Here is a 14,080-nt window from a genome sequence, read left to right on the forward strand (position 1 = left end):
GGATCCGCCCGCCGCCGCGTTCGCGGTCAGGCCGCCAGGACGACCCCGAGGGCCAGCAGCGCGAGGGTCAGGGCGCCGATGAACGCGCGCAGCACACCGGCGCCGCGGGCTCCCCGGCGCACACGGGCGGCCTGCCGGGCGTCATCGGGGTCGGCCAGCGCGCTGCGGCGCAGGCGGGTCATCCGCCGCGCCTGGACGACACCGACCGCGAGGGTGGCCACGAGAGCGGCGGCCACCACGGCGGCGGCGGTGAGCACACCGTCCCACGCCCGGTCGGAGACCAGGACCGCTCCGCTGCCCAGGGCGAGCGCCAGCGCGGCGACGCCCACCACCACGTAGGCGCGGCCGAGGGCGCGGAAGAACGCGACCCGCTCGGCGGGGCCGAGCGTCCGGGCGGCGACCCGCGCCACGACGGCGATCGCGACGAACCCGCCGGTCCACACGGACGTGGCGAGAATGAGGACGCCTGCGAGGGCGACCTCGACCTCATCGGACATTCCTGCCTCCGCATCGTTTGTTCAGTTCCGCATCCCCGTTTTGTTTTTACAAGAAGTACTGTGAAAAAACAAGACGGCGCCGCGCCCACCTGACGCGGGCGGCGGGTCAGGCCTCCATCTGCCGGCACACCCAGCCGTCGGGAAGCCGGCCCGACGCGAGGAATTCCCGGAGACGGCCGGTCGCCTCGGGTGTCAGCACCGAGTCGGCCTGCGGGTAGAGGATCGGCTCCTCCTTGGAGTTGTGCCGGTCCAACCGCTCCAGCAGCTCGGTGCACAGCTCCCGCACCCGGCGGTCCGCCAGGTTGCGGGCGACCGCGGCGTCCAGGGCGTCCATCGTCCGCCAGATCTCGCCGTGCTCGCGGAGCATGACGAAGACCGGTGCCATCAGGCCCGCCGCCCGCAACGGCGGGAACAGGAACTCCTCTTCGAGGTAGATGTGGCGGCGCAGCCCCTCCATCGCGCGCTTCAGCGGCGTCGTGTCCGCCCTGCCCTCCGCCATGGCGGCGAAGGACTCGATTCCCTCGTCGATCTCGCGGTGCTCGCGCTCCAGCGCCGCGGACAGTGCCTCACTCCCCATGTGTCCCCTCCTTGTCGCACCACCACGATACGGCTTTTAAACAGGCAGCTCTTGTTTTTATAAGAACTCTCGGTGAAAATGTAAAGCGTGCGGACCAACCAGCCAGCGCGCCGAACGACCGCCGCCGACCCGGACGGCCGCCGCGCGGTGCTGGGCGGGGTCAGCCGCGGCGCGGTGCTGGACGCCCTGCGGTCCGCGCGGGTCCCGCTCCCCGTGGCCGACGTGGCCGCCCGGGTCGGGCTGCACCGCAACACCGTCCGATGGCATCTCGACCAACTGACCGAGGCGGGCCAGGTCACGCGCACCACAGAGATCAGGCACCGCCCCGGCAGGCCCCGGCTGCTCTACACGGCGCGGCCCGACGCCCCCGTCCCCCCGCAGGGCGGCGGCGAACCCGGGGGCGGATACCGGCTGCTCGCCGACATCCTCGCCGGCCACCTCGCCGACGCCAGCCCCGACCCCGCGGACGCCGCCGGACGGGCCGGCCGCGCCTGGGGCGGCTACCTGATCGGCAGACCGGCGCCCTTCACCCGGCTCACCCCGCAGCAGGCGGCCGGACGGGTCACGGCGCTGCTCGCCGACCTCGGCTTCGCCCCCGAACCGGACCCCGCGGGCACCGGGATCACACTGCGCGCCTGCCCGTTCCGCGAGGTCGCCGAGCACCACCCGGACGTGACCTGCGCGGTGCACCTCGGGCTCATGCAGGGCGCCCTCGCCGAACTCGGGGCGCCCGAGAGCGCGGCGCGGCTGGAGCCGTTCGTCACCCCCCACACCTGCCGGGCCCACATCGAACCGGAGCCCGCCGAAGGAAGGACATGCACCCATGACTGAGCGCGGCACCGCAGACCCGGCGGCGGAAAGCCCGCCGGTGGCGTCCTGGCTCGGCGGCGACGCCGACGCGCAACTGCTCCGCGAGATGCTGTACGAGGTCATCGACCCGGAACTCGGCGTCAACATCGTCGACCTCGGCCTCGTCTACGGCGTGGAGGTGACCGACCGGGTGGCGCGGGTGCGGATGACCATGACCACCCCCGCCTGCCCGCTCAGCGGCTACTTCGAGGACACCATCCGCTCCGCCCTCTGGGGCACCCCGGGCGTGGACGACGTCGACACAGAGTTCGTGTGGGAACCGGTCTGGGAGCCGGACATGATGACCGACGCCGCCAAGCACGCCCTCGGCTGGCGCTGACCCGGGCGCGCGGCGCCCTCCCGGCCCGGCGGCGGCGCGCGATCCCGGCGCGAGGGCGGCGCGCGGTCCCGGCGCGGGGGCGGCGCGGATCGTGGGAGCCTGGTGCGCGTGACCTTGGATGCCGGTGGCCGCCGGGCGATGGGCAGGCCGCGCGCGACCTCGCCGGCCGCCCTGGAGCGGCTGGCCTTCGAACTGTTCGCCCGGCAGGGGTTCGACAAGACCACGGTGGACGACATCGCGGCCGCGGCGGGAATCGCGCGGCGGACGTTCTTCCGCTACTTCTCGTCCAAGAACGACCTGGTGTGGGGCGATTTCGAGGGTCAGCTGCGCAGGCTGCGCGGACTGCTGGACGACGCCGATCCGGAAGCGCCGATGATGGACGCGGTGCGCCGCGCCGTCGTCGAGTTCAACCGGTTCGACCCGCAGGAGGTGCCCTGGCACCGGCAGCGCATGGAACTGATCCTCCGGGTGCCGACCCTCCAGGCGGACGCCACCCTGCGGTACGCGTCCTGGCGGACGGTCATCACCGAGTTCGTGGCGGAGCGCACCGGCGTCCCGGCGTCGGCGCCGGTCCCCCGCCTCACCGGCCACCTCGTCCTCGCCGCCGCCGTCTCCGCCTACGAGCACTGGCTGGCGTGCGAGGGGCGGACGGCGCTGTCCGGCCTGCTGGACGAGGCCATCCGCCACCTGGGCACCGGCCTGGCCGCGGTGCTGGACGACGGCGGGGCCCCGCCCTCGTCCTGACTCGGCGCGGGTCCTGACTCGGCGCGGGTCCTGACTTCAGCGCTCGCTGCGGATGGCCTGGGCGATGACCTCGCCGATGAGGACGGCCGTGGCGGCCGGGCCGCGCAGCGGGGCCGTCGGGAGGATCGAGGTGTCGGCGACGCGGAGTCCGTCCAGCCCGTGGACCCTGCCGTGGCCGTCGACGGCGGCGGCCGGTCCCATCGGGACGGTGCCGCAGGTGTGCTGGGACGTGCCGAGCCGGGCGCGTATCCAGCGGTCCAGCTCGCGGTCGTCGTCCAGAGTCCCGGCGGCGGGCTCGGCCAGGCTCCGGGAGACCTCGCCGAAGGCGTCCGTCGCCGCCACGGCCGCGGCCGCGCGCACCGCCTCGCGCATCCGGCGCCGGTCGGCGCCCGTCTCCAGGTACCCGTACTCGATGTGCGGCGGGACGCCGGGGTCGGCCGAGACCGTGCGCAGCCCGCCGGCGGTGCGCGGGGCCAGCACCGACACGAGGAAGGGCAGCGACGCGCCGGGGACCGTGGTCGTCCCGGTGACCAGCCCGCTGACGGGCACGAGGGACTGGAGGATCTCCAGGTCGCCCGCCTCGGCGCCGCCGGTGGACCGAAGGTGCAGGGCGCCGCCGAGCCATGAGCCGGACGGCTCGGGCATCGGCCGCCTGGGAACCCACTCCACGGCGACCTGCGGGTGGTCGCTGAGCGCCGCGCCCACGGCGGGGAGGTCGTGGACGACCGGGATGCCGGCGCGCGCGAGGTCGCCGGCGGGGCCGATGCCCGACAGGTGCAGCAGGTGCGGTGAGGCGAGGGCGCCCGCGCACAGCACGATCTCGCCCGCCTCCAGGACCGTCCGGCGGCCGCCGTGCTCGGCCACGACGCCGGTCGCCCTGCCCCGGCCGACGACCACGGACAGCGCGGTGCAGTCGCCGAGGACGGTGAGGTTGGGGCGGTGCGCCGCCGCGCCGAGGAGGTAGGCGATCCCGGTGTTGACGCGCCGGCCGTCCACCGTGTTCGACGGCACCGGGCCGAAGCCGGGCGCGCCCTGGGCGTTCTTGTCGGGCTCGTCCGGATGCCGGAGTTCGCGGGCCGCGGCCTGGAACGCCGCGGCGGCGGGATGCCGCAGTCCGGTCCGGCGGACGGGGATCGGGCCGCGGTCGCCGTGCGGCGGGGCGGCGCCGTGGTCGAGGTCGCTCTCCAGTGCGCGCAGCAGGGGCAGCACCCGGTCATAGGACCAGAGGTCGTCGGCGGCCGCGGCGGACCAGCGGTCGAAGTCGGCGCGCCGCGCCCGGATGAAGTAGCCGCCGTTCACGGTGGTCGAACCGCCGAGGAAGCGCCCCCGCGCCGCCATGTAGGGCAGGCCGGACGTGAGGAGGGCCGGGACCGTCCGGACGGCGGGGCTTCCCGGCCGGGCGCCCGGGACGAGGCGGGCGTCCAGCAGGTCCGCCGGGAACTCCGGCAGGGCGCGCGGGACCGGCCCGGCCTCCGCGACCAGGACGTCGCGGCCGGGGTCTTCGCTGAGCCTGGCCGCCAGGGCGGCGCCGCTGCCTCCCGCCCCGATCACGAGCACGTCGGCATGCCGGATCATGGTCGGACCCTATCTTTTTGGCACTCGATGCATTTAGTATCCGACCAAGCCCGGCAAAGGAGGACACATGGACACCACAGCCCCGGAGACCCAGGTCACGGACCAGGCCGACGACGCGGCCGAGGAGTTCGACGTCGCCGAGTCCCTCATCGAGGAGGTCTCGATCGACGGCATGTGCGGCGTCTACTAGACCGGCATGCCAGGCATCGACCTCGACCGCGCCTGGGACCTGCACCCGCAGGTCTCGGTGCGGCCCGAGCCCTTCGGCGCGCTCCTCTACCACTTCGGCACCCGCAAGCTGTCGTTCCTCAAGGACCGCCGCCTGCTGGACGTCGTGCGCTCCCTCGAGGACGCGCCCACGGCCCGGGACGCCTGCACGGCCGCCGGCGTCCCGGACTCCGACCTGGCCCGGTACCGCGCGGCCCTCGGCGCGCTCGTCCGGTCCTCGATGCTCGTCGAAAGGACCGCATCTTGACCGCCACCACGAGATCCGCAACCACGGGGCCCGCCACCACGGCGTCAGCCACCACGGCGTCAGCCACCACGGCGTCAGCCACCACGGGGCCCGGGACGCGGCTGGTCGACCTGTTCGAGTACGGGCTCGACTCGCCGATCTGCCTGACCTGGGAACTCACCTACGCCTGCAACCTGTCCTGCGCGCACTGCCTGTCCAGCTCGGGACGCCGCGACCCGCGCGAGCTGAGCACCGCCGAGGCCAAGGCCGTCATCGACGAGCTGGAGGCCATGCAGGTCTTCTACGTCAACATCGGCGGCGGTGAGCCGACCGTCCGGCCCGACTTCTGGGAGCTGCTGGACTACGCCACCGCGCACCACGTCGGCGTGAAGTTCTCCACCAACGGCGTCCGGATCACCCCGGAGGTCGCGCGGCGGCTCGCGGCCAACGACTACGTGGACGTCCAGATCTCCCTCGACGGCGCGACCGCCGACGTCAACGACGCACTGCGCGGCCCCGGCTCGTACGACACCGCCCTGCGCGCGATGCGCAACCTCGCGGACGCGGGCATGAAGAACTTCAAGCTCTCCGTCGTGTGCACCCGGCACAACATCCCGCAGATGGACGCGTTCAAGGCGATCGCCGACGAGCACGGCGCCCAGCTCCGGCTGACCCGGCTGCGCCCGTCCGGCCGCGGCGCCGACGTGTGGGACGAGCTGCACCCCACGAGCGGGCAGCAGCGCGAGCTGTACGACTGGCTCGTCGCGCACGGCGACAGCGTCCTGACCGGCGACTCCTTCTTCCACCTGTCCGCCTACGGGCAGGCGCTCCCGGGGCTCAACCTGTGCGGCGCCGGACGGGTGGTGTGCCTGATCGACCCGGTCGGCGACGTGTACGCGTGCCCCTTCGCGATCCACGACGAGTTCCTCGCGGGCAACATCCGGCGGCCGGGCGGCTTCACCGGCGTCTGGCGCGAGTCGGAGCTGTTCCGCGATCTGCGCGAGCCGCAGAACGGCGGCGCGTGCACCTCCTGCGCCTTCTACGACACGTGCAAGGGCGGATGCATGGCCGCCAAGTTCTTCACCGGCCTCCCGCTGGACGGCCCCGACCCCGAATGCGTCCAGGGGCACGGCGAGAAGCTGCTGGCCGGGCGTCCCGAGGACCGGTCGGGCATCCCCAGGCCGGGCGCCGACCATTCGCACCGCACCGCCCCGCCCCGCCGGAGGCCGGTCCCGGTGACGCTGTCGAGCCGCCCCCCGGACCGCCCGCCGGTGAGCGCCTGCGAGGAGAACCCCCTGGCCGGCCTGCGCATCCCCTGACCGGTCACCGGCGGCGCCCTGCCCACGCCACCTGCGGCGCGTCGCCCTTGTGGGGCCGCCGACAAGGGCGACTCGCCCCAGATCAACGAAATCCAGGAGCACGATGTTCAGGAACCCGTGGTTCGAGACCGTGGCCGAGGCGCAGCGCCGGGCCAAGAGGCGGCTGCCCTACATGGTCTACGGGGCGCTGGTCGCCGGGTCGGAGCGCGGCCGGACGGTCGGCGACAACACCCGCGCCTTCGGCGAGCTCGGCTTCGCGCCGCGCGTCGTCGGGCACAAGGCCGAGCGCGACCTGTCGACCACCGTCATGGGGGTGGAGTCGTCGTTCCCCGTGCTCATCTCCCCCACCGGCGTCCAGGCCGTCCATCCCGACGGTGAGGTCGCCGTGGCGCGGGCCGCCGCCAACCGGGGCGTCATCATGGGCCTCAGCTCGTTCGCGAGCAAACCCGTGGAGGACGTCGCGGAGGCCAACCCCAACGTCTTCTTCCAGATGTACTGGAGCGGCGACCGCGACGCGATGCTCCAGCGCATGGAACGCGCGAAGAACGCCGGGGCCAAGGCGCTGATCGCCACGCTCGACTGGTCGTTCTCCCACGGCCGGGACTGGGGCAGCCCCATGATCCCGGAGAAGATCGACGTCAGGACCATGGCGAAGCTGGCGCCGGGCGTCCTGCCCCACCCGGGCTGGCTGTGGAAGTTCGCCAGGACGGGCCGCCTGCCCGACCTCACCACGCCAAACCTCAAGCCGCCGCAGGGAACCGCCCCCACCTTCTTCGGCGCCTACGGCGAGTGGATGCAGACACCGCCCCCCACCTGGGAGGACGTGGCGTGGCTGCGCAAGGAGTGGGGCGGCCCGTTCATGCTCAAGGGCGTCACCCGCGTGGACGACGCCAGGAAGGCCGTCGACGCCGGCGTCACCGCCCTGTCGGTGTCCAACCACGGCGGCAACAACCTGGACACCACGCCCGCCACGATCCGCGTCCTGCCGTCCATCGCGAACGCCGTCGGCGACCAGGTCGAGGTGCTGCTGGACGGTGGCGTGCGGCGCGGCGGAGACGTCGCCAAGGCGCTCGCGCTGGGCGCACGGGCCGTGCTGATCGGCCGCGCGTACCTGTGGGGCCTGGCCGCCAACGGGCAGGCCGGGGTGGAGAACGTCCTGGACATCCTGCGCAGCGGCCTCGACTCCGCCGTCCTCGGCCTGGGCCACGCCGGCGTCCACGAGCTGTCCCCCGACGACCTCGTCGTCCCGCCGGGCTTCCGCCTGACGCTGGGCGGCGACACGGCGGACTGACGTGACGGGAACCGGGGGCGGTGATCTTGCGGAGGCGGCCTGGCCGGACGCCGGGGCGGCGCCCCTGGTCCTGGTGCCGCTCGGGTCGACCGAGCAGCACGGGCCGCATCTGCCGCTGTCCACCGACACGGTGATCGCCCGGGCCGTCGCCGAGCGGGCGGCCGATGCGCTGCGCGCGGAGCCGGCCCGGCCGGTGGCGGACGGGCAGGTGTTCGTCGCGCCGGCGATCGCCTATGGCGCCAGCGGCGAGCACGCCGGGTTCCCCGGCACGATCTCCATCGGGCATGAGGCGCTGCACGCCGTGATCGTGGAGACCGTGCGCTCGCTCGCGGCGTGGGCCGGGCGCGTCGTCCTCGTCAACGGGCACGGCGGCAACGTCGCCACGCTCGACACGGCCGTGGCGCGGTTGCGCCGCGAGGGGCACGACGCCGCCTGGGCCGGCTGCGGCGTTCCCGGCGGCGACGCGCACGCCGGGGTCACCGAGACGTCCGTGATGCTCTACCTGGCTCCCGGCCTGGTGCGGCCCTTCGGCGGCGTCACCGGCGACACCCGTCCGATCACCGAGATCATGCCCGAGCTGGTCGCGCGGGGAGTGCGGGCCGTGTCGCCGTCCGGTGTGCTCGGTGACCCGGCGGGGGCGTCCGGGGAGCGGGGCCGCGAAATCGTGGACGCCGTCGTGGCGTCCGTCGTGCGCCGGATCGGCGCCGGGCGCGTGGACGGCCGCGGCCTCCTCCTCGACCCCGGCGGGAAGGCGCGGGCATGAGGCTCCCGGCCGATTTCGCCGTCGCGCTGGACCGGGAGACGTCGTTCTGGTCGGGCGGGCGCGTCGCCACCGGCGGGTCCCCTTGGAAGGTGGTGCGCCTGGCCGACGCCGCCCGCCCGCACCTGGCGGCGCTGCGCCGGGCCGGGACGCGCGGCCTGGCCGACGCCACGCCCACCGGGCGGGCGGTGGCCCGCCGCCTCCTCGACCTCGGCATGGCCCATCCCGTCCCAGCACCGCGTCCCGGCCCGCACGGCGTGACGGTCGTCATCCCCGCGTACGGGCGCGCCGCCGAGCTGGAGCGGTGCCTGGCGGCCATCGCGGACGTGCCGGTGATCGTCGTGGACGACGGGTCACCGGACCCCGAGCCGCTGCGCCGCGCGGCCGCCGCGCACGGCGCGCGGCTGGTCCGGCACCCCCGCAACCGGGGCCCCGCCGCCGCGCGCAACACCGGACTGCGGCTCGTCGGGACACCGCTCGCCGCGTTCGTGGACTCCGACTGCCGGCCCGGCGCCGGCTGGCTGGACGCCCTCGTCCCGCACTTCGACGACCCCCGCGTCGCCGCCGTCGCCCCGCGGGTGCTGCCCGGCGGCGGCCACGGCTCCCCGCTGCTGGCCCGCTACGAGGCCGCCCGGTCCGCCCTGGACATGGGGGCACGGTCCGCGCTCGTCCGGCCGGGGGGCAGGCTCGGCTTCGTGCCCACCGCGACGCTGCTGGTGCGCGTGGCGGCGGTGGAGGGCGACGCGTTCGACGAGGACCTGCGGCTGGGCGAGGACGTCGACTTCGTCTGGCGGCTGTCCGACCTCGGGTGGAACGTCCGCTACGAGCCCGCCGCCCACGTCACCCACACGGGACGGCTGCGTCCGGCGGACTGGGCACGGCGGCGCCACGAGTACGGCACGTCCGCCGCCGACCTGGCCCTGCGTCACCCCGGCAGGCTCGCCCCCGCCCGGCCGTCCCCGTGGAACCTCGCCGTCCTCGGGCTGCTCGCGCGGGGACGGCCCGGCGCCGCCGCCGCGTGCGGGGGCGTCTCGGCGGCGCTGCTGGCCAGGCGCCTGGCGCCGCTGCCCGCCGACTGGAGCCTCGCCGTCGCGCTCGTCGGCAAGGGCGTCGTCGCCGACGCCGCCGGTCTCGGGCACGCGCTGCGCCGCGAATGGTGGCCCGCCGGGCTGCTCGCGCTGGCCGCGTCCCCGCGCAGCCGACTCGCCCGCACCGCCGCCGTGGCCATGCTCGCACCCATCGCGCTGGAATGGCTTCGGCAGCGTCCCTCCATCGACCCCGTCCGCTACACCGTCCTGCGGCTCACCGAGGACGTCGCCTACGGGACCGGGGTCACCGCCGCGGCCGCCCGCGCGCGTTCGGCCGCTCCGCTGCTCCCGGACATCCGTCTTCCGTCGGCGCTCCGCCTCGGCCGTGCGGTCCGGGACGCCGTCCGGCGCGGCCACCGGCCGGGGTGAGACCGCATCACCGGCCGGGAACGGGCGATCGTTAACATGGGCGGCATGTCAGACGAGGTGCTGGTCGAGCACGCGGACGGGGTCACCGTCATCACCATCAACCGGCCCGAGGCCCGCAACGCCGTGAACCGCGCGGTCAGCGACGGCGTCGCCGCCGCACTGGACGAGTTCGAGTCGCGCAAGGACCTCACCGTCGCCGTCATCACCGGCGCCGGCGGGACCTTCTGCTCCGGCATGGACCTCAAGGCGTTCGTCGCCGGCGAGAACGTCAGCATCCCGGGGCGCGGCCTCGCCGGGCTCACGCAGCGTCCCCCGCGCAAGCCGGTGATCGCGGCGGTCGAGGGCTACGCGCTGGCGGGCGGCTGCGAGGTCGCCCTCGCCTGCGACCTGATCATCGCGGCGGAGGACGCCAAGTTCGGCATCCCCGAGGTCAAGCGCGGTCTCGTCGCCGGGGCGGGCGGGCTGATCCGGCTGCCCCAGCGCGTCCCCTACGCCGTCGCGATGAAGCTCGCCCTCACCGGCGAGTTCATGACCGCCGCCGACGCCGAGAAGCACGGACTGGTCGTCGAGGTCACCCCGTCCGGCAAGGCCCTGGACGCCGCGCGCGACCTGGCCGCCCGCATCGCCGCCAACGCCCCGCTCGCCGTCGCCACCACCAAGGAGATCATCGTCGCGTCCGCCGACTGGTCCGCCGGCGAGGCGTTCACCCGGCAGGAGGAGCTGATCCGCCCGATCTTCACCTCCCACGACGCCCGCGAGGGCGCCACCGCCTTCGCCGAGAAGCGCCCGCCCGTCTGGCGCGGCGAGTAAGGCGCGAACCGGGCGGCACGGGCGCGGCGGGCGGGCTCGTCACTCCCCGTCATAGACGAGCAGCCCGTCGCCGCGCAGCCGCGCCCCGGGCGTGGGCGGATGCTCGGTCAGACGGCCGTCATGGGCGAGGTGCAGGACGGGCCTGCCGCGTGCCAGCACCGCGAAGTCGGCGATGAGCCTGCGGTGGCAGCGCCACCACACCGACTCGCTGCACATGACGGCCGTGCGGGCCCCGCTCGCCTTGTCCCCCAGTTCGTCCAGCAGCTCGTCCATGGCGGCCACGAAGCCGGGGTCGCGGGTGTGCGCGGCGTATCCGCGGAAGGAATCGTTGCGCCAGAACGTGTCGGGAGAGTCGGGCTCGGCCCGGCGGAAGCCGCCGAGCCGCTTCTCCCACCGGTAGCCGATCCCCTCGGCGGGCAGCCACTCCTCCAAGGCGGTGCGCTGCACGTCGGGGTTGCGCCGGCTGCCGGGCGCGGTGCGCACGTCCACCACGGCCGGCACCCCGGCGCCGCGCAGCAGGCGGGCCAGCTCCTCCCGCCCGGCGGTGCCATGACCGAACGTCACCAGCGGTTCCACCTCGTCCACACTTCCCCGGATCCGCGGACCCTCCCCTGATCGTGGGGAGGGTCACAGCGGACGCCTTCAGCGCAGGGTCAGGTCGCGGCGGCGGAACGCGGCCAGGCCCACCGCGATGAGCGCGGCGGCGATCGCCGTGAGGATCAGCAGCGGCGGCCAGCTCATCTGGGCGCCGGGGAGCCGCGGCACGTGCCCGAACGGGGACAGGTCGTTCATCCAGCCGGGGAACCGCAGCAGACCGCCGAACATGGTGACGACGACGGCGTACACCACCACCGCCCACGCCAGCCCGACGGCCCGGGGCGCCAGCCCGAACAGGGCCGCGGCCGCGCCCGCCGTGACCCACACGGCCGGCGCGTACGCCAGGGCGGCTCCCGGCATCGCGTACAGCAGCCCGGCGTCGCCGGCCGAGACCGCGGCGGTGACGCCGACGCCCAGCCCGCTGAGCAGCAGGACGACGACGCTGCCGGCCAGCGCGACGACCAGGTGGGCGGCGAGCCAGCGCGTCCGGGACACCGCGGCGGCCAGCACCGGCTCGGCCCGGCCCGCGGTCTCCTCGCCGCGCGGCTTCTGCAGCGCCAGGACGGCGTAGACGCCGCAGACCGTCGCCAGCATGGCCATGATCACGCCGAGGAACCGCTCGGTGATGCCGGAGCCGGGGACGGTCCGCATCCACTCCTGGATGGTCTCGTTGCCGCCGACCGCGTCCTGCACGTCGCCGGCGAACGCCCCGTACATGGCCCCGAGCGCGGCCATCGACACGCTCCACCAGAGGAGGCTCGGGCGTTGCAGCCGGAGCGCGGACCCGAGCGGGGTGCTCAGGAACGGTGAAGCCGTGCGCGGTCCGGGCCTCGGCGGCATCAGTCCGGCGCCCACGTCGCGCCGCGTGGTCGCCGCGAACGCCACGGCCAGCAGTGCGGCGGCCCCCACCACGGCGAGGGCCGGCGGCCACCACCGGTCATCGACGTAGACCCTGGTGGCCTGCGCCCACCCGATCGGCGACAGCCACGACAGCACGCCGTCGCCGATGTCGCCGACGGCCCGCAGCACGTACGCGACGCCGATCGCCGCGCCCGCCATGCCGGCGGCGCCGCGGCCGTACTCGGTCACCTGCGCGGTGAACGCCGCGACGGCGGTGAAGAACAGCCCCACGGCGGTCAGCGACGCGCCGAACAGCAGCGAACCCGGCCACGTCACGGTCTCGATGCCGCTGCCGCCCAGGGCGAGCGCCATGAGCGCGCCCAGGACGACGTTGGCGCCGCCGACCACGATCAGCGCGGCGGTGATGGGCGCGTGCCGTCCGACCACGCCGGCCCGGACCAGCTCGGCGCGCCCGGCCTCCTCCTCGGTCCTGGTGTGGCGTGTGAACAGCAGCACGCTCATCAGCGCCACGAAGATCGCGACGAAGCCGAGGACCTCGTTGGCCAGCATCGCGCCGTAGGTGTAGTCGTCCAGGCCGTATCCGGGGCCGCTGAAGGCGATGCCCGCCGGACCGTCCACCAGCGCGGCGCGGGACCGGCGGCCCTCCGCCGTGGCGTAGGTGGTCCGCAGGTTCGACGCCGTCATCAGCGTGCTCAGGGTCAGTGCGAGGATCCACACCGGAATGCGGATCCTGTCGCGGCGCAGCATGAACCGGACCAGCGTCCCCGTGCCGGTCAGGGTGCCGTCGCCGCGGGGGGCCGCCGTGGCGGGAGCCTCGGTGACGGCGGCCATCACCTCTCGCTCCCGTCCCGCGCGGCGCCGACGTCCGCCGCCCGCTCGAAGGGCAGGCCGTGGTCGGCCGGTTCCTCACCGTAGTGGCGCAGGAACAGCTGCTCCAGCGTGGGCGGCCGGCTGACCAGGCCGCGGATGCCGAACTCCGCCAGCCGCTGGACGGCCGCGCCCAGGTGCTCGCCGTCCACGTCGAACCGCACCCGCCCGTCCTCGCCGCGGACGTCGTGGACGCCGGGCAGCCCGTCCAGCCCGGCGGGCGGCCGCGCGGTCTCGGCCTCGATCGTCGTGCGGGTCAGGTGCCGCATCCGGCCGAGCGCCCCGCTCTCGACGACCCTGCCGAGGCGGATGATGCTCACCCGGTCGCACAGCGTCTCGACCTGGGCGAGGATGTGGCTGGACAGCAGCACCGTGCGCCCGGCCGCCTTCGCCTCGAGGATGCACTGCTGGAAGACCGCCTCCATCAGCGGGTCCAGGCCCGCGGTGGGCTCGTCCAGGATCAGCAGCTCGGCGTCGGAGGCCAGCGCGGACACCAGGGCGACCTTCTGCCGGTTGCCCTTGGAGTAGGTCCGCCCCTTCTTGGAGGTGTCCAGGTCGAACCGGTCGCACAGGTCGTCCCGGAGCGCCCGGTCGAGCCCGCCGCGCAGCCGGGCCAGCAGGTCGATGGCCTGCCCACCGGTGAGGTTGGGCCACAGGTCGACGTCGCCGGGCACGTAGGCGATGCGGCGGTGCAGCCGCACCGCGTCCTTCCAGGGGTCGCCGCCCAGCAGCCGGGCCGAGCCCGCGTCGGCCCGCAGCAGGCCCAGCAGGATACGGATGGCGGTGGACTTGCCCGCGCCGTTCGGGCCGAGGAACCCGTGCACCTCCCCGGCGCGGACGCTCAGGTCGAGCCCGTCCAGCGCGCGGGTCCGGCCGAACGTCTTGACGAGGCCGGACACCTCGATGGGATACGTGGTCTGTTCGGACATGGCTACGCCTTGTGAGGGTGTGAGGGATGGGAGCGGCCGCCCTGTGCCGTGGCGGCATGAGGGCGTGCGAAGGGAATGCGGAGGGAAGAGGTGCCGTGCGGCGGCCGCGCGGGCCGCACGGTCGGACGACTCGTCGCGGAGCGGGCCGGCGGG

Annotated in this window: 16 protein-coding genes; 10 read left to right on the forward strand and 6 right to left on the reverse strand. The window is 74.9% G+C overall.

The window, feature by feature from the left end; translation table 11 throughout:
- Positions 1 to 26: 26 nt before the first annotated feature.
- Together ACGFK0_RS22890 and ACGFK0_RS22895 are read right to left on the reverse strand one after the other, a co-directional pair.
- Entirely contained in the window at positions 27 to 497 is a 471-nt protein-coding gene (locus ACGFK0_RS22890; protein WP_392907790.1) for a hypothetical protein, read from the reverse strand.
- Positions 498 to 603: 106 nt separating this feature from the next.
- A complete protein-coding gene (locus tag ACGFK0_RS22895; RefSeq protein ID WP_392907792.1) occupies positions 604 to 1,074 on the reverse strand; it encodes a hemerythrin domain-containing protein in 471 nt (156 codons plus the stop codon).
- Between the two features lie 87 nt (positions 1,075 to 1,161).
- Between ACGFK0_RS22895 and ACGFK0_RS22900 the strand changes: the two genes are divergently transcribed.
- The 3 genes from ACGFK0_RS22900 to mftR all read left to right on the forward strand — a co-directional run bounded on the left by ACGFK0_RS22900 (position 1,162) and on the right by mftR (position 3,007).
- Positions 1,162 to 1,905: a helix-turn-helix transcriptional regulator gene (locus tag ACGFK0_RS22900; protein ID WP_392907794.1), complete on the forward strand. Its 744-nt coding sequence runs from the start codon at positions 1,162 to 1,164 to the stop codon at positions 1,903 to 1,905.
- Positions 1,898 to 2,263 carry a metal-sulfur cluster assembly factor gene (locus ACGFK0_RS22905; protein ID WP_392907797.1) on the forward strand — a complete coding sequence of 122 codons (366 nt, stop codon included), beginning with the start codon at positions 1,898 to 1,900 and terminating at the stop codon, positions 2,261 to 2,263. Before ACGFK0_RS22900 ends, ACGFK0_RS22905 begins: the two co-directional genes overlap by 8 nt.
- Before the next feature lie 108 nt (positions 2,264 to 2,371).
- Positions 2,372 to 3,007: a mycofactocin system transcriptional regulator gene (mftR, locus tag ACGFK0_RS22910; protein ID WP_392907799.1), complete on the forward strand. Its 636-nt coding sequence runs from the start codon at positions 2,372 to 2,374 to the stop codon at positions 3,005 to 3,007.
- 36 nt (positions 3,008 to 3,043) lie between these two features.
- Here mftR and mftG read toward each other — a convergent pair whose 3' ends face one another.
- A complete protein-coding gene (gene mftG / locus ACGFK0_RS22915) occupies positions 3,044 to 4,582 on the reverse strand; it encodes a mycofactocin system GMC family oxidoreductase MftG (RefSeq protein ID WP_392907801.1) in 1,539 nt (512 codons plus the stop codon).
- Positions 4,583 to 4,649: 67 nt separating this feature from the next.
- Between mftG and mftA the strand changes: the two genes are divergently transcribed.
- The 7 genes from mftA to ACGFK0_RS22950 all read left to right on the forward strand — a co-directional run bounded on the left by mftA (position 4,650) and on the right by ACGFK0_RS22950 (position 10,673).
- Positions 4,650 to 4,772 (forward strand): mycofactocin precursor MftA, encoded by a 123-nt coding sequence (gene mftA, locus ACGFK0_RS22920; protein WP_392907804.1) that lies wholly within the window; start codon positions 4,650 to 4,652, stop codon positions 4,770 to 4,772.
- A 6-nt stretch (positions 4,773 to 4,778) separates the two neighbouring features.
- Positions 4,779 to 5,057 carry a mycofactocin biosynthesis chaperone MftB gene (gene mftB, locus ACGFK0_RS22925; protein WP_392907807.1) on the forward strand — a complete coding sequence of 93 codons (279 nt, stop codon included), beginning with the start codon at positions 4,779 to 4,781 and terminating at the stop codon, positions 5,055 to 5,057.
- Positions 5,054 to 6,355, forward strand: coding sequence for a mycofactocin radical SAM maturase (mftC, locus tag ACGFK0_RS22930; protein WP_392907810.1), 1,302 nt, complete (start codon positions 5,054 to 5,056; stop codon positions 6,353 to 6,355). Before mftB ends, mftC begins: the two co-directional genes overlap by 4 nt.
- 103 nt (positions 6,356 to 6,458) lie before the next feature.
- Complete coding sequence (gene mftD, locus ACGFK0_RS22935; RefSeq protein WP_392907814.1) at positions 6,459 to 7,646, forward strand: pre-mycofactocin synthase MftD; 1,188 nt, start codon at positions 6,459 to 6,461, stop codon at positions 7,644 to 7,646.
- A gap of 1 nt (position 7,647) precedes the next feature.
- Positions 7,648 to 8,409: a mycofactocin biosynthesis peptidyl-dipeptidase MftE gene (gene mftE / locus ACGFK0_RS22940; protein ID WP_392907817.1), complete on the forward strand. Its 762-nt coding sequence runs from the start codon at positions 7,648 to 7,650 to the stop codon at positions 8,407 to 8,409.
- Positions 8,406 to 9,863: a mycofactocin biosynthesis glycosyltransferase MftF gene (mftF, locus tag ACGFK0_RS22945; protein ID WP_392907820.1), complete on the forward strand. Its 1,458-nt coding sequence runs from the start codon at positions 8,406 to 8,408 to the stop codon at positions 9,861 to 9,863. Before mftE ends, mftF begins: the two co-directional genes overlap by 4 nt.
- Positions 9,864 to 9,908: 45 nt before the next feature.
- Positions 9,909 to 10,673 carry a crotonase/enoyl-CoA hydratase family protein gene (locus tag ACGFK0_RS22950; RefSeq protein ID WP_392907823.1) on the forward strand — a complete coding sequence of 255 codons (765 nt, stop codon included), beginning with the start codon at positions 9,909 to 9,911 and terminating at the stop codon, positions 10,671 to 10,673.
- 39 nt (positions 10,674 to 10,712) lie between these two features.
- Here ACGFK0_RS22950 and ACGFK0_RS22955 read toward each other — a convergent pair whose 3' ends face one another.
- The 3 genes from ACGFK0_RS22955 to ACGFK0_RS22965 are packed head-to-tail and all read right to left on the reverse strand — an operon-like array spanning position 10,713 to position 13,927.
- Entirely contained in the window at positions 10,713 to 11,258 is a 546-nt protein-coding gene (locus ACGFK0_RS22955; RefSeq protein ID WP_392907825.1) for a DUF488 family protein, read from the reverse strand.
- A gap of 57 nt (positions 11,259 to 11,315) precedes the next feature.
- Positions 11,316 to 12,962, reverse strand: coding sequence for an ABC transporter permease (locus tag ACGFK0_RS22960; RefSeq protein WP_392907827.1), 1,647 nt, complete (start codon positions 12,960 to 12,962; stop codon positions 11,316 to 11,318).
- Positions 12,962 to 13,927 (reverse strand): ATP-binding cassette domain-containing protein, encoded by a 966-nt coding sequence (locus ACGFK0_RS22965; protein ID WP_392907830.1) that lies wholly within the window; start codon positions 13,925 to 13,927, stop codon positions 12,962 to 12,964. The genes ACGFK0_RS22960 and ACGFK0_RS22965 overlap by 1 nt, the downstream gene beginning before the upstream one ends.
- Between the last annotated feature and the right edge of the window lie 153 nt (positions 13,928 to 14,080).

Source organism: Spirillospora sp. NPDC048823 (assembly GCF_043198445.1).
Classification (GTDB): Bacteria; Actinomycetota; Actinomycetes; order Streptosporangiales; family Streptosporangiaceae; genus Spirillospora.

Bases quoted from the DNA above. Each gene is read 5' to 3' on its own strand.
- ACGFK0_RS22890 (WP_392907790.1), bottom strand. From the start codon at position 497: ATGTCCGATGAGGTCGAGGTCGCCCTCGCAGGCGTCCTCATTCTCGCC.
- ACGFK0_RS22895 (WP_392907792.1), bottom strand. From the start codon at position 1,074: ATGGGGAGTGAGGCACTGTCCGCGGCGCTGGAGCGCGAGCACCGCGAG.
- ACGFK0_RS22905 (WP_392907797.1), top strand. From the start codon at position 1,898: ATGACTGAGCGCGGCACCGCAGACCCGGCGGCGGAAAGCCCGCCGGTG.
- mftG (WP_392907801.1), bottom strand. From the start codon at position 4,582: ATGATCCGGCATGCCGACGTGCTCGTGATCGGGGCGGGAGGCAGCGGC.
- mftA (WP_392907804.1), top strand. From the start codon at position 4,650: ATGGACACCACAGCCCCGGAGACCCAGGTCACGGACCAGGCCGACGAC.
- mftB (WP_392907807.1), top strand. From the start codon at position 4,779: ATGCCAGGCATCGACCTCGACCGCGCCTGGGACCTGCACCCGCAGGTC.
- mftD (WP_392907814.1), top strand. From the start codon at position 6,459: ATGTTCAGGAACCCGTGGTTCGAGACCGTGGCCGAGGCGCAGCGCCGG.
- mftF (WP_392907820.1), top strand. From the start codon at position 8,406: ATGAGGCTCCCGGCCGATTTCGCCGTCGCGCTGGACCGGGAGACGTCG.
- ACGFK0_RS22950 (WP_392907823.1), top strand. From the start codon at position 9,909: ATGTCAGACGAGGTGCTGGTCGAGCACGCGGACGGGGTCACCGTCATC.
- ACGFK0_RS22960 (WP_392907827.1), bottom strand. From the start codon at position 12,962: ATGGCCGCCGTCACCGAGGCTCCCGCCACGGCGGCCCCCCGCGGCGAC.
- ACGFK0_RS22965 (WP_392907830.1), bottom strand. From the start codon at position 13,927: ATGTCCGAACAGACCACGTATCCCATCGAGGTGTCCGGCCTCGTCAAG.